Origin of the sequence: Fictibacillus fluitans (assembly GCF_030418125.1) — a bacterium.
Classification (GTDB): Bacteria; Bacillota; Bacilli; order Bacillales; family Fictibacillaceae; genus Fictibacillus_C; species Fictibacillus_C fluitans.
The window spans coordinates 58,044-84,109 of record NZ_JAUHTR010000012.1 but is presented as its reverse complement, the minus strand read 5'-3'; the positions used below and the strand labels follow the sequence as shown (position 1 = coordinate 84,109).

Below are 26,066 nucleotides of genomic sequence, written 5' to 3'. Positions count from 1 at the left end.
TCAGAAGTCAGTTTTCTGACTTTCTGGACAGCTCCCTAGCGCTTCTATCCGATTTGCGTGCTTTTCCCTTGATCTTCTACTGTCTTCTCATAGGATTTTTGGAACTTTTGAATATCCCCTGCTCCCATGAATAAAAGAATGCCATCTTTATGCTGTTCGAGAATGCCTACTTCATCTTCGCTTAGCAGCACCGCATTTGGGATTTGCTCCTGCAGATCCTTAATGGAAAGACTGCCGGCATTTTCTCGTGCCGAACCAAAGATATCGCACAAATAAACATAATCCGCTTTTCTTAAGCTTTCCCCGAATTCATGAAGGAACGTTTTCGTTCTTGTGAATGTATGAGGCTGAAAAATAGCGACCACATCGCGATTTTTATACTTGTATTTCGTCGCTTCAATGGTTGCGCTGATTTCAGTCGGGTGGTGGGCGTAGTCATCAACCAGCACCTGGTCCCCGAATGGCTTTTCAGAGTAACGGCGTTTCACACCGCCAAATGTTTTCAAACGGTCGGCAATAATCTCCACATCCACATCTTCGTAATGACAAAGCGCAATAACAGCCAGGGCATTAAGAATGTTGTGTGTACCGTATCCCGTAATTGTAAACATATGGTAGAAGGTATTTCTGACAAACACATCAAATGTCGTCCCGTTCTCATCCCTGTGGACGTTGGAAGCCTGAAAATCGTTATGGTCTCCCAGTCCGTAAAATACTACGGGTACATTTGCATGAATTTGCTGAAGATATTGATCATCACCGCATGCGATGATTCCTTTTGTAACCTGCATCGCCATTTGCTGAAATGCGCTGATGACATCATCAATATCTTTAAAATAATCTGGGTGATCAAAATCAATATTGGTCATAATTCCGTAAGCAGGCTCATAAGAAAGGAAGTGACGGCGGTATTCGCATGCTTCAAATACAAAATACTTGCTGTCTTCCACTCCTCTTCCTGTACCGTCTCCAATCAGAAACGAGGTGGGCTCTGCTCCGCCAACCACATGGGCAAGCAGACCTGTTGTTGATGTTTTGCCGTGAGAACCTGTTACGGCAACTCCTGTATACTTTTTTACAAAGTCTCCAAGAAAATGATGGTAACGGTAAATCGGCAATCCAAGCTCCCGGGCCGCTACAAGCTCTTCATTGTCATCGGGAAACGCATTTCCTGCAATGATCGTCTGGCCCTGCTTAATGTTATTCTTATTAAATGGCAGTATTGTAATCCCGCGCTCATCCAGAGCCTGCTGGGTAAAGAAATACTTTTCAACATCCGACCCCTGAACTTCATGCTTCATGTCATGAAGTATTTGAGCCAAGGCACTCATCCCCGTACCTTTGATTCCCACAAAGTGATAATGTGTCATGTAAAGACCTCCACAATCAAAAAACCTTCTCAAGAATCACCTATTTTAGGCAACCCACTTTTCAAGGCCTATTTTCTGTTAGTATATGCCTGCTGCGATAGAGTGATAATCATCGAGCAAGCTGACCGACTCATTTTTTCATTATACCAAAAAATGATGTCTAACTCCATTACTTCCGGACAACCACTATTCTACTTTTTCAAGACGCGTATTCGGTCTGTAAATCCGCCCGGCTTTCGCTTGATGCTTTCCATTCATCTGTACATTGTCTCCGGTAAACCCAATGTTAATTTTAAGAAGATTGCTTCCAACTCCGTAAATATCAACAGGTACACCGCGTTTTTCGTAATCGGTAATCCGCGCCTCGGTAAAACCCCCGCTTACGATGATTTTCACATGCCCGAATCCTTCCTGGTCGAGTGCTTTGCGCAACGCAAAAATAAGCTCCGGATTCGCACCACGCGGGTCGAAACTTCCGAGCACCTCAGGATTGCGGAAGAAGTATTGGTCAACCATCGTCCTCGAGGTATCCACTCTGACTCCTTTTAACACATCGCCAAATTCTCTTGCCACGTTAAGTGCATCCGTGATGGTATCATTGTTATAGTCCACCAGGGCCATCAGTTCGTCATCAGGATACGTTTCATGATACGCTCTTGTCGCTTCTACGATATCCCCATCGAACATTTGGAGCAGGGCATGAGGCATCGTGCCCATCCCCTTTTTGCCCCACCATTCATTCATGGCATGGGTAGCCTGTGCCGTAGACCCTCCGATATAAGCAGCATAACCATCTCCTGCCTGCTGGGCAAAATGATCATCCCGGTCGCCCATAAAGATGACCGGCTTTTGGACACCTGAAATGCTTGCTGCTTTAACAACATTATAAACATTCGTAGCCACTGACGTTCTTCTGGCCAAAATGCCATCCAGCATACCTTCCAAAAAGCCAAAATTTTCATATGGCCCTTTGATGGTAAACACGGTTTCAAAAGGAGATATTTTGTCTCCATCTTTCAACGAGTGAATTTCAAGATCATCTGCATTTTTAGCAAATGTCTTGATTAAGGCAATAGCTTCATCTGTACCGCAAAGAACTGCATCGTTTTTCTGGAAAAATTGCATAGTTACTATATTGTCAGGGTTATATTTTTTTACGATTTCACACGTTTTCAAGAAATAAACAGCTGAAAACCAGCCATCGCCTGCCCGTTCATCAAATTTAAACGTTTGATTGGTCAAGCGTTTGATTTTACCTTGTAGCTTTAATTCTATTTCTTTCATACAAACTCCTCATCATCCGGTCAAGAAATTCATGGTCTCTTTCTGTCTTTTAAAAATGGGCCCTTTGGACTCATCCTTAACTATCATATAGAAGTGCCACTGAGAAAACAAGAGGGAGTGAACGAGCAGGCATTCCAATGGCATAAAAAAACGGTTCATTGCCTGGCCTGATGGCCGGCAATGAACCGTCTATTTGATATTATTTTTAAACCTCTGCCTCACTGTAAAGCTTGCTTTGGAACTCGTCACTGGTCATGAGAACAGTGCGGGGCTTTGAGCCCATTGCTTCGGAAACGAGACCAAAGCCTTCCATCATCTCTACAAGGCGCGCAGCACGATTGTATCCAACCCTGAAGCGTCGTTGGATGCTTGAGGATGAGGCAGCCCCAACATCAAGTACATAATAGCAGGCTTCTTCAAACAGATCATCTTCTGGTTCAACCGTTTGATTGGACTGGATCAATTCTTCTCTGCTGAATAAGTAATTGGTCGGATGCTGTTCTTTAACAAACGCTGTAACCCGTTCAATTTCATCATCTGATACAAAATTACCCTGAATGCGCACCGCTTTGCTTGAACCATTTTCAAGAAACAGCATATCGCCTTTGCCGAGCAGGCGCTCCGCACCGCTCATATCGATAATCGTGCGGGAATCGACCGCCGAAGAAACAGCAAAGGCTGTTCTTGTCGGGATGTTCGCTTTGATCAAACCGGTAATAACATCAACGGAAGGCCGTTGGGTTGCCACCAGCAAGTGAATGCCGCAAGCCCTTGCTTTTTGAGCAATACGGCAGATGGCCTCTTCCACATCCTGCGGCGATACCATCATCAGGTCTGCAAGCTCATCAATGACCACGACGATATACGGCATTTTATTCGCATAAAGCTGTTCGCGTTTCATTTTGTCATTAAAGCGTTTAATATCACGAACGCCATGTCTTGCAAAGGCTTCATACCTCCGCTCCATTTCTTCTACCGTCCACTTTAAAGCAGTAGTTGCTTCCTTTGGATCGGTAATGACCGGAGTAACCAGATGCGGAATAGCATTGTAAGGAGCCAGTTCCACCATTTTCGGATCAATAAGCAGCAGGCGCACATCATCCGGAGAGGCTTTATACATCAATGAAACCAGAATGGAATTGATGCACACGCTTTTCCCCGATCCTGTCGCTCCCGCGATCAGTCCATGGGGCATTTTCTGCAGGTCGGTCACAATCGGTTCACCGGATAGGTCCAGCCCCAGTGCAACGGTCAGCGGTGAAGTGCTGTCGCGGAATTCACCGCTCTGCAGGATTTCCCTTAGAAAAACCGGCTGGCTGTACCGGTTTGGCACCTCGATGCCGATTGTGTTTTTCCCAGGGATGGGCGCTTCGATCCGGATATCCTTTGCTGACAAGCTCAATTTGATATCATCACTTAAGTTGGTAATTTTATTCACTTTAACGCCAGGTGCCGGCTGCACTTCAAGACGGGTAACCGACGGGCCTTTCGTCATGTTGACTACTTTGGCATTCACATTAAAGTTATCGAGTGTCAGCTGAAGCAAATCTCTTTGCTCTTCCATCCAAAGACTGTCATCCTCCTCCTGTACGGGAGGATTCTGAAGTAATTCCAGCGGTGGAAAAGAAAGATCAGCCTCTTCTTCCATAACAGGAGCAACCTCAGCTGTTTTTACGCTTGATTCCACTGGAGCCGCAGGCCTGGTGGCAACAGGAGCGCTGGCAGCAGGTTTCCGGTCTTTCTTCAGCATTAGTACATTAAACGGAATATAGGTTCCGCCAGGTTTCTTCTCAGTCTCTCTGCGGGTAACCGCTTCTTCTTTTGCTTCCGGTTCCTGTGAAGCAGGTTTTTCCATCAGGACTTCTTCTTCCTGATCGGTTTTGATCCGATTCGTTACCGCAGGCACTTCCTCTTCTTTCGGCTCTAAAACTGTTGGTTCTTCAATAGCCGCAATCGGCGGTTCCATTTGTTGTTCGGCTTCCGTTTTTTTCAGTTCATGCTCTTCAGCCGGCAGCTCAATCATAACTTCTTCTTCCGGCTCTAGAGCTTTTGGCTCTTCAACTTCTGAAATGGCAGGTTCCATTTGTTGTTCGTCTTCAGATTCCTTTAATTCCTGACTTTCAGGCGGCAGTTCAAAAACTACTTCTTCCGGTGTTTCATGAACAACAACGAGCTCATTTTTGCGTTCTTCAAATGGTTCAGCTGGCTGAATTGGTTCCGGTTCTGGCAGCAACTCTGCTTGGGCCGGCTCAATCGTTTCTTTTCTGAATTCATCAATGATAAGGACCGGCTCTTTCACCATTTGAGGGACCGGCTTTGCCATGGGTTCTTCCGCTTTTTCTTCCTGGATATCCCGGACAGGAAGATTCCTGACTTCTTCTTCACTAAGAATAACTGGCTCTTTGCTTGCTGCCGGCTCTTTTAGCAGTTCCTCCATCAATACAGGATCCGGCATCTTTTTTTTCTGGATTTCGGATAGCTTCCATAATCCCGGATTTATAATCGTATCTGGCTTCCGTTCACCGTAACCATAAATCGGGGAAGGGACCTGAGAAGGCATGAAGCCCCCCTTTGAACGTTCCTCTGGTGGCTTTGACGAGCTTGCCCCATTTTTGTCACGGCCTCCAAATCCATAAATAGGAGATGGAATTTCAGAAGGCCGAAACTTGCTGTTTGAACCTTGCTCCTGCGGCTTTTCACCCGCTTGTCCCTCCGCCGTTTTGTTGGTTCCTTTTCGGCCGCCAAACCCGTAAATGGGTGACGGGATTTCTGAAGGCTTAAAGGGTTCTGTTTTCTCCACTTTAGAAGGCGGTGACATCTCTTCCTTGGACGGTTTCTCTTTCTGCCGTTCCCTTGTATACGCTGTTGCCTCATGTTCTTCTCTGTCCTGTTTTTTCGAATAGCTTTGCTTTCTTGCTGCTGAATATCTTCCAATCTCTTCTTGATCATCAATCAGCGGGAAACGAAACTTCCCTTCTACGGGATAGCGGCTGACCATTCTGGCTGCAGAGCTGTTTTGATGGTTCTGAAACCGGCCGACTGTACGTCTTTTCACTGGTTGTGTTTTCTCGTTTTTATGTAGGGCTGGATCTATTGTTTCTTCTGTCTCAGAAGGTTCATCATCAAACATTAAATTCATCAATTTTTTAAACCACGACATAGGGCTTCACCTTCTTTTTCTCTGTGTCTGTCTTTATATTGTAGCTGAATTCCGGCCATACTTTAAGAAAAATTTGCCATCGAAAGTAAAAAATATAAAAACCACTAGATTGCTCTAGCGGTTATGAAAACACAAGCTCATTTCCGATATCCAAACAGCTTCACTGGCAAACCTCAAAAAGAGAACCATACTTATATGTTCTATCATAAAATTTCGGTTCACAAATGGCTTTTATGACTTTTTTCACCACTTTTTTACCAACAATTTCATGATTTTTTTATGATTCGTCCACCGGCTTGTTTTTCGCCAGAATAAAGATGGGTTCGAGCTCACCTTTTTCATATAAAAACGGCAGCGCAGTGACAGGGACACGGCCGTTCATGAAAAATTGCATCGCCATCTGGGCCAGAATATCATAGCCCTGATTATTACGGATATCAGCCAGAATTAGAACATCCTGATGCGGAATGGCAGCCGCGAATGTGCCCGATGCCTCCTGTTCCATTCGGTCCAGCAGGGAGGCATTTAATATTCTGCTCGCATCATAGCCGTCATTGTGATTGATGAAGTAGAAGGTGTTGCCTGCGACCTCGTCTTTTTTCATCGAGGTGTCCAGCGATCTCACATTAAAACGGGCCACTTCCTTCAGCTGATCCATCGTCATATTCATTTCTTCAAGCATCTTTTCATTGATCAACCTGTACGTATTTCCAAGGTCCAATGCATAAAAGACAGCCGTCTCTGCCGTATGCTCTTCGTTGATCAACGCATCTCCCTCGGGTGATTCTTTTGGAAAAGAGGTGGAGCGGATAACCGGATAAATTTGATTTTCCGCTTTATCGGCAGGCGTTTCTTCAATTGCTTTCAGCGCTTCTTCAACATGGTAGACAAGTTCATCCAAAAACGCATCCTTCTTTTTTTCCCATTCCACTGTTAGTCCTGAAAGAGAAAGTGTGATTCCCTTTCGAATGTCCTTGTGTTCAATTCTAAGCTGTTCACTTTCCCGGTCATAGGACAGTTCCCATTCCGGGCGTTTCAGCCGGTCCTCGAGTGCCTTTTTCAGCTTCAGACTTGTACTCATGCGAAAATCCCTCCATTAATAAAAGCATAAAAAACCTCCTGGACGGAGGTTTTTTATTAGTCTTGTTTGTATTCTACAACCACTTCTGTACCCAACCCTCCGCGAGCGTTCCAGGTTGCGACAATTTTAAGATACTTAGGTTTAAGAAGATCAACCAGATCTTCCTTGATTTTGTTGGTTGCGTGTTCCTGATAAATGCCGACGTTGCGGTAAGATGTCAAATAGTATTTTAACGATTTCATTTCCACGAGTTCTTCGTTCGGAACATAACTGATAATAATATCCGCGAAATCAGGAAGACCTGACCATGGACAAACAGAGGTGAACTCTGTTGTAGGAATGGTGACCATAGTGTCCTTTCCTACATACTCATAAGGAATGGTTTCAAGAATGTCTACCAAAATAACACTTTCATCTTCTATATCAAAACGAATTCCTTCGTATTTTGAATGATTTACTTCTACCTTTGCCATTGCTAACGCCCTTTCTTAATATGATGCTCGACGTTTTCACGTACTATTTATGAGTTTAACATATTTCTTCTATTCGTTGGCATGAACAGGCAAATTATTTATAAACGATGAAATTTGTTCCTTCGTTTTACGGTCCTTGTCCACATACCGGCCGATCTCTTTTCCATCCTGAAAAGCCACAAAGCTTGGAATCCCGAAAATATCAAGTTCCTGGCACAATTCAATCAGCTCATCCCTGTCCACATACACAAATGTAAATTCACTGAATTCCTGCTCCAGTTCCGGAAGAAATGGTTTGATAAACACACAGTCAGGGCACCAGTCTGCCGAAAACACAGCGAAGGTTTTCCCTGCTCCCGCAACCTCTTTAAATTCTTCTATGGATTGTACAGTTTTCATGAAAATCCGCTCCTCTTACTGATTTATTTTCATATCCCCAAATGCGATATAACCTTTTTTTCTCATCCATTCTGAAAGTACCAGACTGATGACAATAGGTCCAGCAATATGCAGCAGCACCACATATAAAAATACGTCCCAGCTAAAACCCATTGTTCGAAACGTCATAATTTGTCCAACCAGGCCGCTGGTCCCCATTCCAGCACCAGCCGGTATGTTCTCCATTTGAAAAACAAGTGTGCCAATCGGCGCCAGGATCATCCCGGCAACCGTTGGCGGAATGATGATTCTCGGATTGCGTACCACGTTGGGAAATTGAAGCTTAGAGGTCCCGATTCCCTGTGTAATCCAGCCACCAAATCCGTTTTCCCTGAAGCTGATAGTTGCAAAACCGATCATCTGAGCCGCACATCCAATGGTGGCTGCACCAGCTGCTGTTCCTTCAAGACCGAGCATGATGGCGATGGCCGCGCTTGAAATGGGTCCTGTCAGGGCAAGGCCAATCAAAAGAGCAACAAGAATACTCATGACCAAGGGCCGCTGATCCGTAGCCCACATGACGAGATGGCCAAACCCCTTCATAAACTGATCGATTCCCGGTCCGGCAAAATAGGCGACCGTAAAGCCCGCAAAAACAGTAACTGCTGGAGTGATGAGAATATCCACTTTCGTTTCTTTTGAAACTAGCTTGCCTGCTTCAACCGCAACAAGTGAAGCTGCAAAACAGCCTGCCACACTTCCAAGCTCGGCCCCTGCCGCTCCTGCAGCTACGGTCGCAAACAAAACGAGCGGAGGTGCCTGAAGCCCATAAGCAACCGCGGCTCCTATGGCCGGGCCAAGCATGCTCATGGCAATGGCTCCCATTTTAATGAAAAACGGCCACCCGGCCTGCTCGCCAATCGTTTTTAAGATAAGTCCAATCACCAGTGAGGACATTAATCCAAGCGCAAAATAGCTGAACCCCGTTATGAAATATACCTTCGGGGATAAGGTTACTCCTTTTCTTGCCAAAAATTGACCCACACCCATTCTCCTTTATGATCTTATATTGAATGCATAGTGTAACCTATTCATTATACAAAAGGATTAACAACTGTAAAGACACTTCATATAAAAAAGGAATATAAACTTATTCTTGTTCAAAAAGGACTTTAAAAACCACAAATAAAAAACTCCCGTAAAAGGAGTTTTTTATTTGTATGATTTTTGAAATTGATATTGGCCATACAGGAGCTTGACAATGTGCATGAACATCTCATCCCGTGCCATTTCGCCATTCGTCAAAACACCGACAGCCCCTGCTTTTTTTCTAATATCCTTATCGGACGTAAACCTCGCCATCACTTCACCCAGTTCATTACCTGCCCGGATAGGAGCCGCAATCTCATCTGGCAAAGGAATTTTTGCTCCACTGGCAACAATAAGCCAGCCATCCTGATCAGCCAGCGCTCCCCAGTTGCAAAGAAATAGTGTTTCTCCGATTTCAGTGACGCCGCCTTCAAGGCCAAATCCAAGCTCTGCTCCTTTTTCCACACACGCTTTTGCACGGTTAACCGCCCCAAGCCGTGTTTCTTCATCGGAAAAAGGCTGCGGTGATACACCTGAAGGCACGTCCAAGGGCACAACGGAATCGTTCACCATGCTCTCCACTGCTTTTACTTTTGCGGGGTTCGCTGACCCAATTGCATATTTCATCTCATCACCAGCCAAAACTCAGTCGTTCAGGATGCTGTCCAGCATGGATTGATCTGTTGTTTTAACAAGCTGGATCAGCAGTTCCTTTGCCGCTGCATAGTCATCAACATGAACAATAGAGCCGTGAGTGTGAATATAACGGGAGCATATTCCCACGACAGCTGACGGAACTCCCTTTCCTGAAAGGTGAACACTTCCCGCGTCTGTGCCCCCTGGAGACACAAAGTATTGATAAGGAATGTTATGTGTTTCAGCCGTATCAAGGATAAATTCACGAAGATTCTTATTGGTAATCATCGTGCGGTCCAAAATACGGAGAAGTGTCCCTTTGCCAAGATGTCCAAATTCATTTTCGTTTCCAGTCATATCATTGGCCGGACTTGCGTCAAGGGCATAAAAAATATCAGGTTCAATTAGATTTGCCGCTGTTTTAGACCCTCTAAGGCCCGCTTCTTCCTGAACCGTTGACCCTGAATAAAGCTGGTTTGGCAGCTTCACATCCTTTAATTCCTTTAAAAGTTCTATCGCCAGTCCGACACCATACCGGTTGTCCCATGCTTTAGCGAGAATTTTTTTAGGATTTGCCATCGGGGTGAACGGGCAGATGGGAACAATTTGCTGCCCGGGCCGAATGCCGATTTTCTCTGCATCCTGTCTGCTGTCAGCTCCAATATCAATATACATATGCTTGATGTCCATCGGCCGTTTTCGTTGATCTTCACTCAAAAGATGTGGTGGAACGGAGCCGATCACACCAGTCACCGGGCCTTGATCTGTAATGATTTGAACTCTTTGGGCAAGCAGAACCTGACTCCACCAGCCGCCGAGGGTTTCAAAATGAATCATGCCGTTGCGTGTGATACGGATCACCATAAATCCAACTTCATCCATGTGGCCCGCAACCATGACTTTCGGTCCCTCTCCATGTCTGACGCCAAAAATGCTGCCCATTCCATCCTGGATGATTTCATCGCTGTATGGTTCAATCTCTTTTCTCACAAATTTACGAACATCGTGTTCAAACCCAGGCGCACCTGGAAGTTCTGTCAATGTTTTAAACAATTGTAATGTTTCAGTATTCATTGTTTCTCCTTTCAGCAAACGGATATATGTAATACCCCTATTGTACCGCTGGCAATCAAAATTTACCAACCATCAATAGGGGCAAAGCGCATTATTTGTATGGAATTGGATCTTTTGCGCCTGCTTCCTCAAATCCCTTTAAGCGGAGCTGGCAGCTGTCGCATTCGCCGCATGCTTCTTCCTCTCCGTTATAACAGGAAGTCGTTAACTGATAAGGCACCTTAAGCTCGAGTCCTTTTTCAATGGTTTCCTTTTTCGTCAAATGCATCAGCGGTGCCTGGATTGCAATATGCTCTCCGGTCGTGCCCGCCTTGGTTGCAAGATTAATCGTTTCGTTCATGCTTTTAATAAATTCAGGCCGGCAATCAGGGTAACCGCTGTAATCGACTGCTGACACACCAATAAAGACGGCCTCAGCACCGATTACTTCCGCATAAGCGCTCGCCAGCGATAAAAAGATCATATTACGGGCAGGAACATAAGTAGATGGAATCTCTTCCTTTTCTTCTTTTTCCGTAGGAACATCGATAGAAGAATCGGTAAGGGCGCTCCCTCCAATTTGGTTAAGGAAGGCAATATCCACAATCCGGTGTTCCTTTACTTCAAAATACTCAGCAACCTTTTTTGCCTGGTTTACTTCACGGCTGTGTCTCTGGCCATAATTAAAGGTTAAAGGATAGAGATCATATCCTTCTTGTTTTGCAATCCCCATGCAGGTGGTGCTGTCAAGACCTCCGCTTAAAACGATAACTGCTTTTTTCATGTTTATACTCCTCTTTTTTCCGGATCCCAGATGATTTTATGAAGCTGCATGCTGACTTTGACATCTGCCATGCGTGCATTCAATACTTTGTTTACCAGTTTCTCAGGCGGCATGGTTTCCCAGACCGGGCTGAATAATGCCAGACCCTGTTTGTGATGCTGCTCGAGTACAGACGCGGCGATTTCAAAATCCTCGTCGCTTCCGATTACGAATTTTATTTCATCCCCTGGCTTCAAAACTTCAAAATTTCCATGGATCATGCGGTCCATCTCACCGGAAGCCGGCAGCTTGTAATCCATCACGAATCGGACTTTGCTGTTTAGCACCGGGTCGCTTTCACGCAGATCCTGAAAAGGCTCCAGGTCAATCGCCCCGTTTGTTTCCACATGAATATCCTCAATCCGCTCAATGTCTGCCATCGCTTTTAATAGCGCAGCGGATTTTTCTCTGTGAATCAATGGCTCCCCGCCGGTAAAGCAAATGCGTTTTGAGGCGAACGTGTTGATGCGCTCAATGATCTCCTCAATCGTGGCTTCAAATTCAGGCTTGGCCGGAGCATAGCTGTAGGTGGTATCACACCACGTGCACCTCAAGTTACAATGAAACACGCGGACAAAAATGGTTGGAAAGCCAGCAGCCATTCCCTCTCCTTCAATGGTTTCAAAAATTTCAACCATAGGCAGTTTCCATTGGGAATACACCTCGCCTGTAGGGAGATCAAAGAGTTTCATCATGATCCATCCACTCCCTTTTCATCGTCGCATAGCTTGTCGGTGTTTCGTACAACACGATTTCCTCCAGGCGGAAGCCTTTTTCTTTCCACTGGTAATCGTCCAGTTTTTGGTCAAACTCTTCCCAAATCCATACAATCATATTTTCCGCTGTCGTGTTCATCGGCGGCAGAACATCATTTAAATAACGGTGATCCAGCCTGCTTTCGATCGCTTCTTTATAAATTTTCTTAATGTCCCCAAAGTCCATGGAGATTCCTACCGGATCTACAAACCCGCTGATGGTCAGAACAAGCCTGTAGGTATGGCCGTGCAGGTTTTTGCATTTACCTTCATAGCAATGAAGATGATGAGCCGCATCGAAGGTAAATTCTTTTGTTACCGCAACGCGCTTATGGTGGTACTTCAGCTTGCTGCGCTGAATATCCTCATCTATCTTTTGAACCTTTTTTGGAATTTCAAATTCCATTTATACTCGACATCCTTCCAAGAACATGAAAAAACCACAAAAAAATCTCCCTGTTTGCATACGAACGGGAGAGAGTGAAAGATTTATGGTTTTCCACGCTCCCTAGTTTTTTTTAATGAGGGGCGGGAATTTCGAACCCTCTTTCCTTACGCTTTTTAGCATAGCAAAAACACACCAAAATACGCAAGCTGCTTTCTCATCCCCGTTTTTACGGACAGGGCCCTGTTTTTTGTTCATGACTTCTTTTCTGTTATACTTAATGGGAAAAGCTCACATAAAAAAGGAGATGCTGAACATGAAAGCTAGCAAATGGATTCTTGCCGGAGTTGCAGGATTTGCGGCAGGATATGTCGCCGCAAAACGTTTACCGCAGACATTGACTCCTGAAAAAGCATTAAACCTCGTCAAGGACCAGACCAGGGACGAGTTTATGATTACAGGTTCCTGGATCAATGTCCATCCGGAAGAGGTTAAGCGTTTCGGGCTTCCATACACCGTGTATAAAGGAGGTCTGTCCAGCAGACTTCATTCCACATTGACACAATATGATTTCATGATCGATGCAAAAACCGGAAGTATTCTTGATATTTCAAAACATGGAGAAAAAGTGGCTGCCACTGTCTAACCGGCATAAAAAAAACACCGCTCGAGCAAGCGGTGTTTTCTTTTTTTAGTTGAATTCTTTCGTGTGATTATACAAGTTGTTTTTAATCTTGAAGCTTGTCGTACGGTACTGTCCTTTTTCCCAAATAGTAAGAAGGAACAGAGGCACAAGCAATACAAGGGAAAGAAGCAGAAGAACAACCACAAAATCCATTTTGGTTCCTGTCTGGCTTTCATGATCTTTCTTGTACTTTTGCAGTTCAGGACCAGCCTTGGCCACTTCCTGCTCTGTCAGCATCTTATTTTCTTTTTGGTTGTAAAAGACAATTTCTTTGTGCGTGAAAGAAAAGATGTTGTCCCTCATTGTTTTGTAGGACCCCATGCCGACAACAATTTCTGACGTATCGAGCTTCTTGTCCTCATTTGGCACCGTTTGTAAATCGCTGATTTCGATGCTGCCTTTTTTGTAATCATAGTGAGCATCTTTCAATCCTTTTTCAATAGCTGCTTTCATTTCTGCAGTTGCTCCAGCAGCTGAAGCAATCGAAGCAAAGGAAAAAACAAGAGTAAAAACGGAAAATAGTGCAAAAATCTTCTTTTTCATAAATAATCCTCCTTGCTTTCAGTCCTAATCTCTTCCATCATATCATAAATCTCCATATTGTTTACCCACTTGAATTTGGAAATAATGTGACGAAAATATGACAACGTTACCGGTTTCCTGTTCGCTTAATGCTTTCTGAGATCTTTCCTTCCTCGTTCCATTTCACGGCCCGGTATACGGCATCATGATAAAAAAAGTACCAGGTATCCGGCTTAATCCATTTTTGCTTTTCATAAATGGAGGTCATCGGATAATCATCATAAGCCAGTACCCACAGAGGATTTTTATGGGCATGAGTTGGCATAATGTCGCCTAAATGATATACCGTTTGTTCGTCCGTATGTATTTCGATAATACTGTGTCCATCGCTATGCCCGCCGGTATGAACCATTTTAATCCCGTTAATGGGTTCAATTGTTTCGTTGAACGTCACGATCTGGTCTTCAATCGGTTTCCAGTTTTCCTCCCAATACGTGTTTCGGGATCGGATATTCGGGTTCTTTAACTCCTCCCATTCAATCGAGGAGGTATGTATGGCAGCGTTTTCAAAAACAGATACATAATCTTCCCCGCTCTTACGGGTTAATCCGGATGCATGATCGAAGTGCATGTGCGTCATTAAAACCATGTCGATATCCTTCTCGTTCAATCCCAGCTCGTTCAGGCTTGCTTCTATTGAAGCTTCTTCTTGTACTCCATAATTTCTTTTTTGCTTATCGGTTAATTTACCGCTGCCGATACCGGCCTCAATCAAAATATTCTTTCCGAACCCCTGAACCAGAATGGGTTCGGTTCTCAGCTCAATTTGATTCAGTTCATTGGCTGCATATTTTTTGCTCCACAGCGGCTTGGGGACGACTCCGAACATTGCGCCGCCATCCATATGAGTGACACCGCCATCCAGCCAGGTCAATGTGAGACCTCCTATTTTCCATTGATCCATTCCTTCACACTCCTTTAGCAGTAGTAACAATAGTCTGAATTTAGTTTACCATACTTTGTATTTTCCGTCCGACAACATTTTTAGACAAAATTTCAACAACAAAAAACCCCGCAGCGTGGCCCGGGTCAGTTTTTTGAACGGAATTGGGCTTCTGAGCGGTAAATCCTGGAGCCCTGAGAAGAGAATTTTTCTTCGTATTCCGTCATAATGTTTCCTTCATAATCACTATTGTGCAAATCAAGCCAGACTTGATTTAATACCATGCCGTATTTTGAAAAGCTGTGAAGAGAGTATTCAAACAGCCCCTGGTTATCGGTTTTAAAATGGATTTCACCATTTACCTTCAATATGTTTTCAAAAATGGAAAGGAAGGATTCATGGGTCAAACGGCGTTTTTCATGCTTGTTTTTCGGCCATGGATCAGAAAAGTTCAGATACACTCTGTCCACTTCCCCAGGTTCAAAAAACTCCGTCAGTTTTTGTGCATTTTCACGGATGATTTTTACATTACCAATGTCTTCCTCAACGACTTTTTCCAACGCAGAAACGATAATACTATCGTATATTTCCATTCCAATATAATTAATGTCCGGATGGGCTTTTCCCATTTCTGTGATAAATTGCCCTTTGCCTGTCCCCACTTCAATATGAATGGGGTGGCTGTTTCCAAAATACTCGTGCCATCTGCCTTTTAATTCGGCAGGATTCGGGGCAACAATTGCGGGGTACTCGTGAAGCTTTTCTTTTGCCCACGGTTTAAAACGCTGACGCATTATAATCTTCCTTTCTAGACTCGGTGCCAGTTCATAACTCCGACATTTTACCATGAAGTATATAAAAAGAGAAAGGGATTCCCATCTGAATTTCCTTCCAAAAAAAAGAACTCTAACCGAGTTCAGCCATGGATAAATTCAGGGCTTTTCCATACCCTATATTGGGACACCCACTAAAAAAGGATGTGAAATGCATGCCTCTTGATTATACTCATCAGTTAACCCTGCTTCATGATATTCTTCAGGACCATCATACCGACTGCAATGGCACCCCACAGGAATGTGCCCAACTGGAACGCCTTGCCAGCCATTTGATGCAGCATGGAAGTGTAAACAGTGACGTAAGAAACATACTCGGACTGATCAACACGTACAGCCATGATGGCTCTACTCATGAAAATCTGCAGCAGCATATTACGGATCACAAAACGCATATCGAAGGCTGGCTGAATACCATTCAGAGTCCCCAGGGCTGACCATTAACAAACTTGGATTCCCCGGGTAATAAATGGAAAAAATGTCGAAACTTAATTGATATAGTAGCTTTCTCTCAGAATTTGTTTTAAAAAATTATACCAGTACTCTTTTTCAGCAGTCTGCTTTCTCTGTCCATGCCAGAAAACAGACTGGATGGTTTGCGCCACAATGTACCAGTGCATTCTTCGCTGAAGGTCGACGGTCAATTCTATTCCATAGACAGAAAGCCACTGTGCCCAACTGTCGCGAGGGATGTACCAGTAAAGCAATAATCCAAGATCCAATGCCGGATCCGCAATCATCGCTCCATCCCAGTCAATCAGGAAAAGTTCATTCGTTTCGCTCACCATCCAGTTGTTATGGTTCACATCACAGTGGCAGACGACTTTTTTATCATGATGAATCACATTTTTCTGCATTTTCAAGTAAGAAACAGCTTCTTTGATTTTGGGAGGGCATTCCTGCTCCGATTGGATATTGGTTTCTATCTCATCAATGATCAGTTCCGGAGTAAGCGGCTTTTTTCCCAAACGCTTTAACATATCAAGAAGTTCAGAAGAACCATGTATTCTGCTGAGCAGTCTGCCGACGCCATCGTTATTCATCTCTGAAGCCTTCAGTTCCCTGCCGTTCAGCCATTTTTGGGCGGTGATAACATCTCCGTTGCCCAATCTTTTTGTCCATAACAATTTCGGAACAATTCCCTCCGCAGAGAGTACTGCAAGAAAAGGTGATGAATTGCGCTTTAGAAAAAGGGTCTGATCTTCATATTTAGCTTGGTATGCTTCTCCTGTTGCTCCGCCGGCAGGCATGATTTGCCAGCCTTTGCCTAGTATATGTTCCAAAACGTTCACCTTCAATCTCATGCGGAAAATTATGTCCTATATCTATCGGTTGATTCATATGCTCCGTACACAAATTAATAAAAACCTCTACGAATACATTATTTTAACACAGCCTCATGAAAATTCGTACATATTTATATGACCTTTCCGCGTTTTCTCAGGTTTTTACAATGAATGCTGTACAGCCATAGTAAATCCAAGAGGAGGCAGCAGCAGTTTTCCTGTCTCTGTCTCATACAGCCCATCCTCTTTTACTTCCATGTCTTCAGCGACAACCCGCCATTTTTTCGGTTCTGGAAGAGCCACATTTTTTTCTTCAAGATGGCCGTTGAAAAAGAGAACGATATCCTGCCATGTATCCATCTTACCCACCCTTTTAAGAATAACCCCAAACACGCCATCAGGCAGATCGCCAACCATGGATACATGAGCGGCAATGTCACCGGGATGATTCATTCGAAATGCCGGATGACGCTGTCTGATCCGAATGAGCTCCTGAACATATTGTACATCCGCAGCAAACTTCGCCCTCCGCTCCCAATCCAGACGATTAATAAGATCTCCCGAACGGTAACTGTTGCCATCTCCCTGCTTTGTACGGAAAAATTCCTGCCCTGCATGAATAAAGGGGACTCCCTGCGAAAATAGGGCCAGGGCGGTACCAAGTAAATGGCGCCTGCGAAGAATAGATTCGTCCTCCTGTGGATGAAGGATTTTCAAACGGTCCCATAATGTATGGTTATCATGGCATTCAATATAATTAATGCTTTGGCCCGGTGTATTAAACAGGCCTTGATCACCGCTGTTGCCGGAAACATTTTCATACAGCCCGTTCAGCATGGCTGTATTCCCGTTGATAAAGCCTCCCTGGGCTTCGTTAAATATGTTGCCTTTCACATGATCACGAAAACGGTCATTAAAAAAAGAAATTCCAGGCATCCGAACAGCAGCGTCAATACAGGCTTTTTGATCTTCATCAAGCCAAGTGTTCATCTTCCATCCTTCCCCGAGCAGGAAGATGGACGGGTCTATGGAAGACAGCTCGGTATACAGGAGGTTCATTGTATCAATATCATGGATGCCCATCAAATCGAAACGAAAGCCATCCACCTGATATTCACTTCTCCAAAAAAGAACCGAGTCCAGGATAAACTTTCTCATCATATACCGCTCAGATGCGGTATCATTTCCCACACCCGTCCCATTCACCGGATTTCCGCCGTAATCAAACCTGAAATAGTAGCCGGGGACAATTTTTTCAAAGTCAGACGTTTCACGGATAAACACATGATTATATACGACGTCCATAATCACACGAAGCCCTTTATGATGAAGGGCTGAGACCAGTGATTTAAACTCTCTGATTCTTGTTACCGGATCAGCCGGGTCTGTGGCATATGATCCTTCAGGTACATTGAAGTGCAAGGGGTCGTACCCCCAGTTGTACTCGGTATCGGCTTTTAATTCGTCAATGCTGCCATAGTCGTTAACAGGCAAAATTTGCACGTGAGTGATCCCGAGTGATGTTAAATAGTCAAGACCTGTACTGTATGGACCGGGGACTGTGGTCCCGCTTTCTGTAAGTCCCTTAAACTTTCCTTTGTATTGAATCCCGCTTAATGGATGAATGGAAAAATCCCGGACATGCAGCTCGTAAATAATGCTGTCTGTTTTATTAATCTGAGGAAGGTCAGGGGTTTCGTCCCACCCCGGAGGATGGGTTTTATTCATATCCACTATTACTCCCCTGGTTCCATTGACCGTAACAGCTTTCGCATAGGGATCGACCGCTTCATTCACACTGTGATTTACACGAACGAGGTAGGTATACTCATGCAGATGATGATCCCCTTCAAGCACTGCGGTCCAAACACCCTTTTCCTCCCTGTTCATGGAGTATTCAAAAGCTGTACTTGAATTGGTAAACAGCTTTAAGCGGACAGAGGAAGCCGTCGGCGCCCATAATTTGAATACGGTCTGCCCGGGTGAATAAACGGCTCCCAAATCACGCTTGTCGTACGCATATAATTCGTCAAACTCACCCGTTCTTACAACAGCGCCTGTTTTGAGGGGAATCCTGCTGCCGTCCGGGCAAACCACCCAATAGTCGCGGTAAAGGGGGATTTTCTCATCAAGCACCATATGAAAGAGAAGACGATCCTCCAGCCGCTGTTCCGAGATCTTTTTGAGCGGGTAACCCCTTTCATTATCTGTCACTTCAAATTGTGCTTCCCTTGACACCTCGGTAAATATTACAAGGGTAATCATCGTGAAGGTATCCAGGTAAGCTTCGATTTGATCTGTATTAATCGTTCTGTTTTCTGTGTCCAGTATACTGCACCCCCAGTTTCAACCATGGCTTTACAGAATAATTGCGGCGTTTATGTATTACCTGCTCATGCTTGTTATTTACCTTTAAACCAGCCTGCTTGAAACCATACTCTCTTATTATTTTATCCAAAGATATAAAAAACAGAATTGGCTTTTGAAACTTTATACGGAACTACACCTTTATCGTCAGCATGGAAGGGAGCACCCTGCACTCCAAAGGCGTAGAGCCAATAACTTCCCCGTCGGCCTGGACAGTAAGAGGTGTCTTGCTGACAATGCTGAGTTCGGTGCCGGTAAGCATGGTGACCCCTTTTTTCTTTATGTGGCGGCCGAAAAAAACAGTAAAAAAAAGGATCAGCAATTGATAAGGACTTAAATTATGTACAATGCAGATTTCCAGTTTTCCATCATAAGGATTAGCTGAAGGACAGATTTTCATCCCGCCTCCGTAAAAAGGCAAATTGCCGGCTGCAATCAGCCACACAGAGTTAAATTCATAGGTTCTTCCGTCGAGCTTAAGTGTCACATCCCCTGGCTGGTATGAGAAAAGCAGCCGCAGCGTGCTGATGGTATAGGAAAAGCCTCCGAGCCCGACCCGCTGGAGCCAGTCTTTATACCAGGAGATGTTCGTCAATCTCGTTACTTCCCCATCGAATCCGATTCCCGCAACACTTACAAACCTTTTTTCGAACTTGCCGATACCGGCACTCTTCAAATATCCCACATCCATTTTCCGCTCACTTTTTTCAGAGCTTAAACGATGCTTGATAAATGAGTCCATATGTTCCTTATTCCGAATTCCCAGCCCGCGGGTAATATCATTGCCCGAACCGCACGGCAAAAACCCAACCGGTATATCCTTGTTGTTTAGCCCGTTAACCACCTCATGAATGGTTCCGTCTCCGCCGACCGCAATGATGGCTTGTGCCTGATTACCATGGATGCTTTGAACCGTTTCCGCAAGCTTTTTGGCGTCCCCTTTGCCGTTTGTGAAAAAAGCGCGGTAAGGAACTCCTTCTGCAGCAAGGATCTCCTTTACGGCATCCCAGGCTTTTCTCGCTTTATTGCTTTTTGCATTAATTATAAAAAAGCACTCTTTTTTCATGAATCAGGGAGTTCCCCTTTAAGAGGTATCTTTTCTATCACTTTATATTTAGGAACCTGATCCAGGTGGGTTTCGTAAAGCACGATCGCATTCACATCAAAAGACCGGCCCGACAATGAAGACAGCTCCTGCCCGTCAAATACTTCATTAATCGTAGAATCAGGGTCCTTCCACCGTTTAGCGAGGGTGACGTGAGGGGAATAGGCCCTTGATTCCAGTGTAAAACCTGCCTGTTCGCAGGAATGGTGCACTTTTTTTTGAAGTTCAATTAAGGCCGGCTCTTTCTCAACACCAAGCCAGAAAATACGGGGCTGCTGTTTTTTTCCAAAAAAGCCGGGATCAGAAAGAGTCAGCGTAAAGGCAGGAATGTCCAGCAGTTCCCCGTGCAAGATTTCTTTCAAGGGACGTACTTTAGTTATCTCTGCCTGTCCAAGGAAGGACAGGGTGATATGCAGATCATCCGGATGAACCCACTGCTTAAAAGGGACCTTATTTTCTAAACCACCTGCAGTATCATGAATGGCATTTTTTATATGTACAGGAAGAGGGACCGCCGCAAAAATGTGTCTGTTCAAAAGTACCATCTCCATTATCAGGAATTAGTTTAATCTTACCAAAAAGAAGGCGCCTAAGCCCCACAAAGCCGGAAGATTTTCATTTAAAAGCTTCATTTGATATACTTTTACACATAATAATCAGTAAAAGACAGGGATGTGCAAACCAATGAAAGTTGTTCAAAACATCGCGGACCTGATCGGAGACACCCCTCTTGTCCGTTTAAACCGCCTGCCCGATCCAGAAGGAGCAGCTGTTTATGTCAAACTCGAATTCTATAATCCAAGCCGAAGCCTGAAGGACAGGGCGGCATATCATATGCTGGTTCAGGCTGAGCAATCGGGACAGTTAAAACCCGGAGATACGATTATTGAGCCGACCTCCGGCAACACAGGGATCGGATTAGCCATGAATGCTGCAGCCAGAGGATATAAATCGATCATTGTAATGCCGGATACCATGACGGCGGAACGAATCAACCTTTTGAAAGCGTATGGAGCGAAAGTTGTTCTTACTCCGGGAGAGGAAAAGATGCCGGGTGCCATTAACAAGGCAAGAGAATTGCTGGCGGCCAACCCGGATACAAGCTTCATGCCGATGCAATTTGAAAATGAAGCCAATCCCGATGCGCACCGTACCACAACCGCCGTTGAAATTATTGAGGCGATGAAAGAACTTGATAAGCCGTTAAGTGCCTTCATCGCTCCCGCAGGTACAGGCGGTACCATCACCGGTACTGGCGAAACATTAAAAGAGGCTTTTCCTGAAATGACCGTACACGTGGTTGAGCCAGCAGGATCGCCTGTATTGTCCGGAGGAAAGCCGGGAAAACATAAGCTTGTCGGAACCAGCCCGGGTTTCATCCCTCCTATCCTCAATCAAAAGGTGTACGATGAAATTATCAGGGTGGAAGATGAACCGGCCTATACAGCTGTGAGAAGGCTTGCGGCAGAAGAAGGTATTCTGGTCGGCCCTTCATCCGGAGCTGCCGTTCACGGAGCTATTGAGGTGGCAAAAAAACTTTCCAAGGACGATATTGTTGTTTGCATGACATGTGATTCAGGAGAACGCTATCTGTCCTCTGATTTGTTTCAATTTTAATATACACAGCAAAGGTGGCCATCATTCGCATCAAGCGGGATGGCCACCTTTTTCACTTTCAGCTGCCTTTTTATTTAGCCAGTTCATAAATGGCCTCTGCATAGATGGCCGCAGCACTGAACAAATCCTCCAGAAACATATATTCATCCTTCTGGTGGGCTACGTCTTCCCTTCCGGGGAACAAAGCACCGAACGCTACTCCGGCTTCAAGCGATCGGGCATACGTTCCTCCCCCTATGGCAATCGGTTTCCCCGTGCGTCCCGTCTGATCTTCGTATACCTTTTTCAGCGTTTGTACAACGATATGCTGTTCATCCACAAAATGAGGAGTTGTGTGCTTGGTAACCTCAATCGTAAATCCTTCTCTTTCCGCCAATGTTCCAAGAGTCATTTGTACGGCATCACCCGAGTGTTTTACAGGGTAACGGATATTCAGACCGATGGAACCTCCACATTCGCTGGTATAGCTGAACACCCCGGGGTTTACGGTCAGTGCCCCGCTTACTTCATCTTCCGCCTTGATTCCTAACTTTTCTCCCGTGCTTTCCTTCAGATGTTCATTAATGAAGTGGACGAAAGAAAGCCCTTGTCCATCCAGAGGAAGTTGAGACAGGAAGCTTGCAAGCATAACCCCCGCATTCACTCCAAAATCAGGAGTACTGCCGTGTGCGGATTTCCCCGTCAGATAAAAGTGATGCACGTCCCCCTCTTCCTCTATTTCGCCCGTTAAGTGGTTTTCGCTTAAAAAATCCTGAAAACGTTCGTTCCATTTTTCCCGTAATTTCAGCTCAGCTTCCGCCCGGTCTGGAACCATATTCAGGCGCAAACCCGACTTAAAGGATTGCAAAACAGCGTTTGGCTCTTCCTCTTTATTACGTTTTTTTTGCTGCATTGTTACATTCATCATGCCTTTTTCTGCATGAATGATTGGAAAATCCGCATCTGGAGCAAAACCGGCAGAAGGCATTTCTTCCTGCTTAAAATAATGCTCGACACATCTCCACTGACTTTCTTCGTCCGTTCCAAGAATCAGCCTGACGCGTTTGGATAATGGGAGATTTAATTCTTTAACGATTTTCATTCCGTACCATGCCGCCATTGTAGGGCCTTTGTCATCGATGGCTCCTCTGGCAAAAATCTTGCCATCCTTGATTTCTCCTCCATAAGGATCCACACTCCAGCCGTCGCCTTCAGGGACAACGTCCAAATGGCCGAGAACCCCAATCAGTTCCTTCCCTTCCCCCATTTCAATATGGCCGGCGAATCCATCCACATTTTTGACAGTCATGCCCCCGTCTTCCCCCAGCTTAAGCATGTAGTCCAAAGCAGCCGCAATTTCAGGACCAAACGGCGCATTCTTTGTTCCTTTTCCTTCATCAAGGACACTTCTGATTTGAAGAAGTCCCTGTGTATCTTTCAAAAAAGAATCTTTTCTTTTCTCGACTTCTTTTTTCCAATTTATTGGGTTCATAGATGGTTCACCTTTCTTCTGGATCTATATGTATGATTTACCATTTCCGGATGGTTCATCCTTATAATGGTCAAAACCTTCTTCTATTTTAGCCGATTGGATCAAAAAAATGAAAATATATTAAAAAACGTTCGGAAAAGAGCTTATTTGCTTGCTTTTTTTCGAAAATTGAAGTATAATATCGCGTAAATAGGAGGTGTGGTTGTTATATTCGTACAAATGAATGCCTGTTTTTTGTAACTGAAACAGTGCCCATTCTATGCTGCAAAGCCGCCAATCATCCGAGATATAGAGAAACATGATACTTAAGATCATGGCCAAGCAGCGAAGAACCTAAAGTGGAGTCTTCGCTTTTTATGTTCATTCTCGTATTTAAAGAAAACTTAAACAATTCATCATAATAAATTAATGAACTATCACTATAATTTATTATGAACCAACAATACTGTATAGGGAGTGGTTTTTTGAGTCCTTCAACTAACCGTATGTTGAACCGTGTAAAATCCATGTATCTTTTTATCAAAAAGAAAGGGACTGTTACAACACGAGAATTGGTTGAAGAATTTGGAACTACGCAGCGTACGATCCAGAGAGACTTAAATGTATTGGCGTATAACAACCTGGTAACAAGCCCGAGCCGCGGATTGTGGCAGGCGACCTCAAAAAAAGTAAAAGTATCTTAAGCAAGAGAATCCGTTTCTTGCATCCATAAGTTAACCCCTGCCGGAAGTGGACAGGGGTTTTTGTTGCGAATTTTTAAAATATCGGCTGAATTTCTTCTTTGGAATTTACCAGGTGATCCTTGAGTTCTGTTTCAACAATCCATTTTTCCTCTGCATAGTTCGGCTCTCCCGCAATGGGCATATACTTGTTGCCTTCCCCCATCAGCTTGGACCAAAAGCCCTCGGTAACTTCTAGAGCTACTGCCTTCTTTGCAATGGTATCGAGAATCAAATCTTGAATTTTACCGATTTTGTCTCCGTCAATGGTTTCCAATGTCCAACCCTTAAATAGGGTGGATTCCATACATTCTTCCGGCTCTTGCAGCTGCCGTTCATTCCCCTGATAGACGATATCGTCATCCAGTGAAACAATCTCATGCCACGGAATATAGTATGTTTCTTTTATTGTTGTTTTGGTGGCAACAGGATATCCTGTTCCGCTTAATGGTGTACTCTGTGAACCGATTCCGCTTGTCGCTGCCTGCATATCCAGGACACTCCTGTCGACAGCCTCAAATGACTTCTCATTACCAGCATCTGCAGGAACGGCCTCCTCAAATGTAAGATAACACAGGGAAAAGTCATATTTATTTAGAAGAATGCCATTCAATTCAATATGATCTTCATTGGCTTGTGCATGACGGACTTTTTTGTCGAGCAAATCTGTTCCTTTTATAAGCATGAAACATTCCTCCTTTTGGAGGCTTTACCCCAATATCAGCGAGAAAAAACCTCTCCGTCCTGCAGCCGGTCCAATTCGTCCTCCGTCAATACTCTGTATTCTCCCAATTTCAATTCTTCATCGAGATCAAGATTGCCCATCCGTATCCGTTGCAGGTAGGTTACTTTTTTCCCGACTGCCTCAAACATCCGTTTTACCTGATGAAACTTGCCTTCTGTAATGGTAAGCTGAATTTCGGAATTCTCTCCGGAATGGAGAATAACAAGTTCCCCGGGCTTGGTGAGGTAGCCATCCTCCAGCGTAACACCCTGTTTGAAGGCTTCTGCATCTTCCTCGGTAACAAAGCCGTCAATTTTTGCAAAATAGGTTTTAGGTACATGCTTTTTAGGGGATAAAAGCGAGTGGGACAATTGTCCGTCATTCGTAAGTATGAGCAGGCCTTCTGTATCTTTGTCCAGCCGGCCCACCGGAAATGGAGAAAGAACCCTGTCCTTCTCCTCCAGAAGGTCAATTACTGTCTCTTGAGCACGGTCTTCCGTTGCAGAAATGACCCCAGGAGGTTTGTTCATCATCAGATAGATGGTTTCCTGATAAATCACTTCCTCACCATGAACGGTCACCTTTTGTCCGTTTGGATCCACTTTTGTTTTACTGTCTTTCACAACTGTTTCATCCACGTTAACAGCACCTGATTTCAATAACTGTTTTACTTCTTTCCGGCTTCCAAATCCCATATTGGCTAATAATTTATCAATGCGAATCATGGCTATACCTCTTTTCTTTTCATAAGTATATTTTCCTATATAATTTGAAATTTTTGCTTTATAATTATTAAATGCGGGTATTTTAGTACTATAGGAGGAGATTATGTGATGAAGCGGAAAATTGGCCTGCTGGCTACTGCCAGAAAAAAACTGAACCATCCCGCAACTGCGATTGAATTATACATAAGCCCACTCTTTACGAAATCTGTTCATTATGCAAAGGAACATTATGATGCCTTTTATTTTTACAGTGCAAAAGAAGGGTTTCTTACTCAGGATGAGGAGATTGAGCCTTATAATGTTTCCATTAAAAATTTCTCATCCAAACAAAAGCAGGAATGGGCACGTAAGGTCATTGATGAACTGCTCACTCATGAAAAACCGGAAGAAACCACGGTTTTCCTCCATGGCGGCTGGGTATATCGCGAGCATCTTCAGCCTGCGCTCAGCCGTGTGGGATACCAATTTGAAGTACCCCTGCAGGGATATAGTATCGGCAACCAATTAAAATGGTATGATGAACAAAAAGTCAATCCCAAGTGAATTCCCGGAGTTTAGCAAACAGCACGACCCACAAAGCCA

At 44.4% G+C, this 26,066-nt stretch carries 27 protein-coding genes; 5 read left to right on the top strand and 22 right to left on the bottom strand.

Annotated elements, in window-relative coordinates; translation table 11 throughout:
• Positions 1 to 44 precede the first annotated feature (44 nt).
• The 12 genes from murC to queD form a co-directional block, all read right to left on the bottom strand.
• Positions 45 to 1,370 carry a UDP-N-acetylmuramate--L-alanine ligase gene (murC, locus tag QYB97_RS19005; protein WP_301167592.1) on the bottom strand — a complete coding sequence of 442 codons (1,326 nt, stop codon included), beginning with the start codon at positions 1,368 to 1,370 and terminating at the stop codon, positions 45 to 47.
• Between the two features lie 186 nt (positions 1,371 to 1,556).
• A complete protein-coding gene (locus QYB97_RS19000; protein ID WP_301167591.1) occupies positions 1,557 to 2,654 on the bottom strand; it encodes a nicotinate phosphoribosyltransferase in 1,098 nt (365 codons plus the stop codon).
• 205 nt (positions 2,655 to 2,859) lie between these two features.
• Positions 2,860 to 5,814, bottom strand: coding sequence for a DNA translocase FtsK (locus QYB97_RS18995; RefSeq protein WP_301167590.1), 2,955 nt, complete (start codon positions 5,812 to 5,814; stop codon positions 2,860 to 2,862).
• Positions 5,815 to 6,091: 277 nt separating this feature from the next.
• Positions 6,092 to 6,895 (bottom strand): DUF1444 domain-containing protein, encoded by an 804-nt coding sequence (locus tag QYB97_RS18990; RefSeq protein WP_301167589.1) that lies wholly within the window; start codon positions 6,893 to 6,895, stop codon positions 6,092 to 6,094.
• Positions 6,896 to 6,951: 56 nt separating this feature from the next.
• Complete coding sequence (queF, locus tag QYB97_RS18985; protein WP_301167588.1) at positions 6,952 to 7,368, bottom strand: preQ(1) synthase; 417 nt, start codon at positions 7,366 to 7,368, stop codon at positions 6,952 to 6,954.
• A gap of 69 nt (positions 7,369 to 7,437) precedes the next feature.
• Positions 7,438 to 7,767 (bottom strand): thioredoxin family protein, encoded by a 330-nt coding sequence (locus tag QYB97_RS18980; protein ID WP_301167587.1) that lies wholly within the window; start codon positions 7,765 to 7,767, stop codon positions 7,438 to 7,440.
• A 15-nt stretch (positions 7,768 to 7,782) separates the two neighbouring features.
• On the bottom strand, positions 7,783 to 8,790 hold the full coding sequence (locus QYB97_RS18975) for a PTS sugar transporter subunit IIC (protein ID WP_301167586.1): 1,008 nt from the start codon (positions 8,788 to 8,790) through the stop codon (positions 7,783 to 7,785).
• Positions 8,791 to 8,958: 168 nt separating this feature from the next.
• On the bottom strand, positions 8,959 to 9,462 hold the full coding sequence (locus QYB97_RS18970) for a DUF84 family protein (RefSeq protein ID WP_301167585.1): 504 nt from the start codon (positions 9,460 to 9,462) through the stop codon (positions 8,959 to 8,961).
• An 18-nt stretch (positions 9,463 to 9,480) separates the two neighbouring features.
• Entirely contained in the window at positions 9,481 to 10,545 is a 1,065-nt protein-coding gene (locus tag QYB97_RS18965; RefSeq protein ID WP_301167584.1) for a M42 family metallopeptidase, read from the bottom strand.
• A gap of 91 nt (positions 10,546 to 10,636) precedes the next feature.
• On the bottom strand, positions 10,637 to 11,308 hold the full coding sequence (gene queC, locus QYB97_RS18960; protein ID WP_301167583.1) for a 7-cyano-7-deazaguanine synthase QueC: 672 nt from the start codon (positions 11,306 to 11,308) through the stop codon (positions 10,637 to 10,639).
• Between the two features lie 2 nt (positions 11,309 to 11,310).
• Positions 11,311 to 12,042 (bottom strand): 7-carboxy-7-deazaguanine synthase QueE, encoded by a 732-nt coding sequence (locus tag QYB97_RS18955; RefSeq protein WP_301167582.1) that lies wholly within the window; start codon positions 12,040 to 12,042, stop codon positions 11,311 to 11,313.
• Positions 12,026 to 12,508: a 6-carboxytetrahydropterin synthase QueD gene (gene queD / locus QYB97_RS18950; RefSeq protein ID WP_301167581.1), complete on the bottom strand. Its 483-nt coding sequence runs from the start codon at positions 12,506 to 12,508 to the stop codon at positions 12,026 to 12,028. The genes QYB97_RS18955 and queD overlap by 17 nt, the downstream gene beginning before the upstream one ends.
• A gap of 295 nt (positions 12,509 to 12,803) precedes the next feature.
• Between queD and QYB97_RS18945 the strand changes: the two genes are divergently transcribed.
• Positions 12,804 to 13,133, top strand: a complete 330-nt coding sequence (locus QYB97_RS18945) for a PepSY domain-containing protein (RefSeq protein ID WP_301167580.1) — start codon at positions 12,804 to 12,806, stop codon at positions 13,131 to 13,133.
• Between the two features lie 45 nt (positions 13,134 to 13,178).
• On the opposite strand, the gene QYB97_RS18940 is transcribed toward QYB97_RS18945, so the two are convergent.
• The 3 genes from QYB97_RS18940 to trmB form a co-directional block, all read right to left on the bottom strand.
• Entirely contained in the window at positions 13,179 to 13,715 is a 537-nt protein-coding gene (locus QYB97_RS18940; RefSeq protein ID WP_301167579.1) for a hypothetical protein, read from the bottom strand.
• A 106-nt stretch (positions 13,716 to 13,821) separates the two neighbouring features.
• Positions 13,822 to 14,658 carry a YtnP family quorum-quenching lactonase gene (locus tag QYB97_RS18935; protein WP_301167578.1) on the bottom strand — a complete coding sequence of 279 codons (837 nt, stop codon included), beginning with the start codon at positions 14,656 to 14,658 and terminating at the stop codon, positions 13,822 to 13,824.
• Positions 14,659 to 14,783: 125 nt separating this feature from the next.
• Positions 14,784 to 15,431, bottom strand: coding sequence for a tRNA (guanosine(46)-N7)-methyltransferase TrmB (gene trmB / locus QYB97_RS18930; protein WP_301167577.1), 648 nt, complete (start codon positions 15,429 to 15,431; stop codon positions 14,784 to 14,786).
• Positions 15,432 to 15,625: 194 nt separating this feature from the next.
• On the opposite strand from trmB, the gene QYB97_RS18925 reads away from it, so the two are divergent.
• A complete protein-coding gene (locus QYB97_RS18925; RefSeq protein ID WP_301167576.1) occupies positions 15,626 to 15,907 on the top strand; it encodes a YtzH-like family protein in 282 nt (93 codons plus the stop codon).
• A gap of 51 nt (positions 15,908 to 15,958) precedes the next feature.
• Here the strand turns inward: QYB97_RS18925 and QYB97_RS18920 are convergent, their stop codons facing one another.
• From QYB97_RS18920 to thpR, 4 genes are all read right to left on the bottom strand, one after another.
• Positions 15,959 to 16,753, bottom strand: a complete 795-nt coding sequence (locus QYB97_RS18920) for a phosphotransferase family protein (RefSeq protein ID WP_301167575.1) — start codon at positions 16,751 to 16,753, stop codon at positions 15,959 to 15,961.
• Between the two features lie 165 nt (positions 16,754 to 16,918).
• Positions 16,919 to 19,036 carry a type I pullulanase gene (pulA, locus tag QYB97_RS18915; RefSeq protein ID WP_301167629.1) on the bottom strand — a complete coding sequence of 706 codons (2,118 nt, stop codon included), beginning with the start codon at positions 19,034 to 19,036 and terminating at the stop codon, positions 16,919 to 16,921.
• A 220-nt stretch (positions 19,037 to 19,256) separates the two neighbouring features.
• A complete protein-coding gene (locus QYB97_RS18910; protein ID WP_301167574.1) occupies positions 19,257 to 20,189 on the bottom strand; it encodes a diacylglycerol/lipid kinase family protein in 933 nt (310 codons plus the stop codon).
• Positions 20,186 to 20,764, bottom strand: coding sequence for an RNA 2',3'-cyclic phosphodiesterase (gene thpR, locus QYB97_RS18905; RefSeq protein ID WP_301167573.1), 579 nt, complete (start codon positions 20,762 to 20,764; stop codon positions 20,186 to 20,188). Before thpR ends, QYB97_RS18910 begins: the two co-directional genes overlap by 4 nt.
• A 148-nt stretch (positions 20,765 to 20,912) precedes the next feature.
• On the opposite strand from thpR, the gene cysK reads away from it, so the two are divergent.
• On the top strand, positions 20,913 to 21,845 hold the full coding sequence (cysK, locus tag QYB97_RS18900; protein ID WP_301167572.1) for a cysteine synthase A: 933 nt from the start codon (positions 20,913 to 20,915) through the stop codon (positions 21,843 to 21,845).
• A gap of 70 nt (positions 21,846 to 21,915) precedes the next feature.
• On the opposite strand, the gene pepV is transcribed toward cysK, so the two are convergent.
• Positions 21,916 to 23,316: a dipeptidase PepV gene (pepV, locus tag QYB97_RS18895; RefSeq protein ID WP_301167571.1), complete on the bottom strand. Its 1,401-nt coding sequence runs from the start codon at positions 23,314 to 23,316 to the stop codon at positions 21,916 to 21,918.
• A gap of 464 nt (positions 23,317 to 23,780) precedes the next feature.
• Between pepV and QYB97_RS18890 the strand changes: the two genes are divergently transcribed.
• Positions 23,781 to 23,999, top strand: coding sequence for a DeoR family transcriptional regulator (locus QYB97_RS18890; RefSeq protein WP_074440559.1), 219 nt, complete (start codon positions 23,781 to 23,783; stop codon positions 23,997 to 23,999).
• Positions 24,000 to 24,072: 73 nt separating this feature from the next.
• Here the strand turns inward: QYB97_RS18890 and QYB97_RS18885 are convergent, their stop codons facing one another.
• Together QYB97_RS18885 and QYB97_RS18880 are read right to left on the bottom strand one after the other, a co-directional pair.
• Positions 24,073 to 24,720 carry a PRC-barrel domain-containing protein gene (locus QYB97_RS18885; protein WP_301167570.1) on the bottom strand — a complete coding sequence of 216 codons (648 nt, stop codon included), beginning with the start codon at positions 24,718 to 24,720 and terminating at the stop codon, positions 24,073 to 24,075.
• A 35-nt stretch (positions 24,721 to 24,755) separates the two neighbouring features.
• Complete coding sequence (locus QYB97_RS18880; protein WP_301167628.1) at positions 24,756 to 25,481, bottom strand: pseudouridine synthase; 726 nt, start codon at positions 25,479 to 25,481, stop codon at positions 24,756 to 24,758.
• Positions 25,482 to 25,592: 111 nt separating this feature from the next.
• Between QYB97_RS18880 and QYB97_RS18875 the strand changes: the two genes are divergently transcribed.
• On the top strand, positions 25,593 to 26,027 hold the full coding sequence (locus QYB97_RS18875; RefSeq protein WP_356948195.1) for a DUF6884 domain-containing protein: 435 nt from the start codon (positions 25,593 to 25,595) through the stop codon (positions 26,025 to 26,027).
• The last annotated feature ends 39 nt before the right edge of the window (positions 26,028 to 26,066 follow it).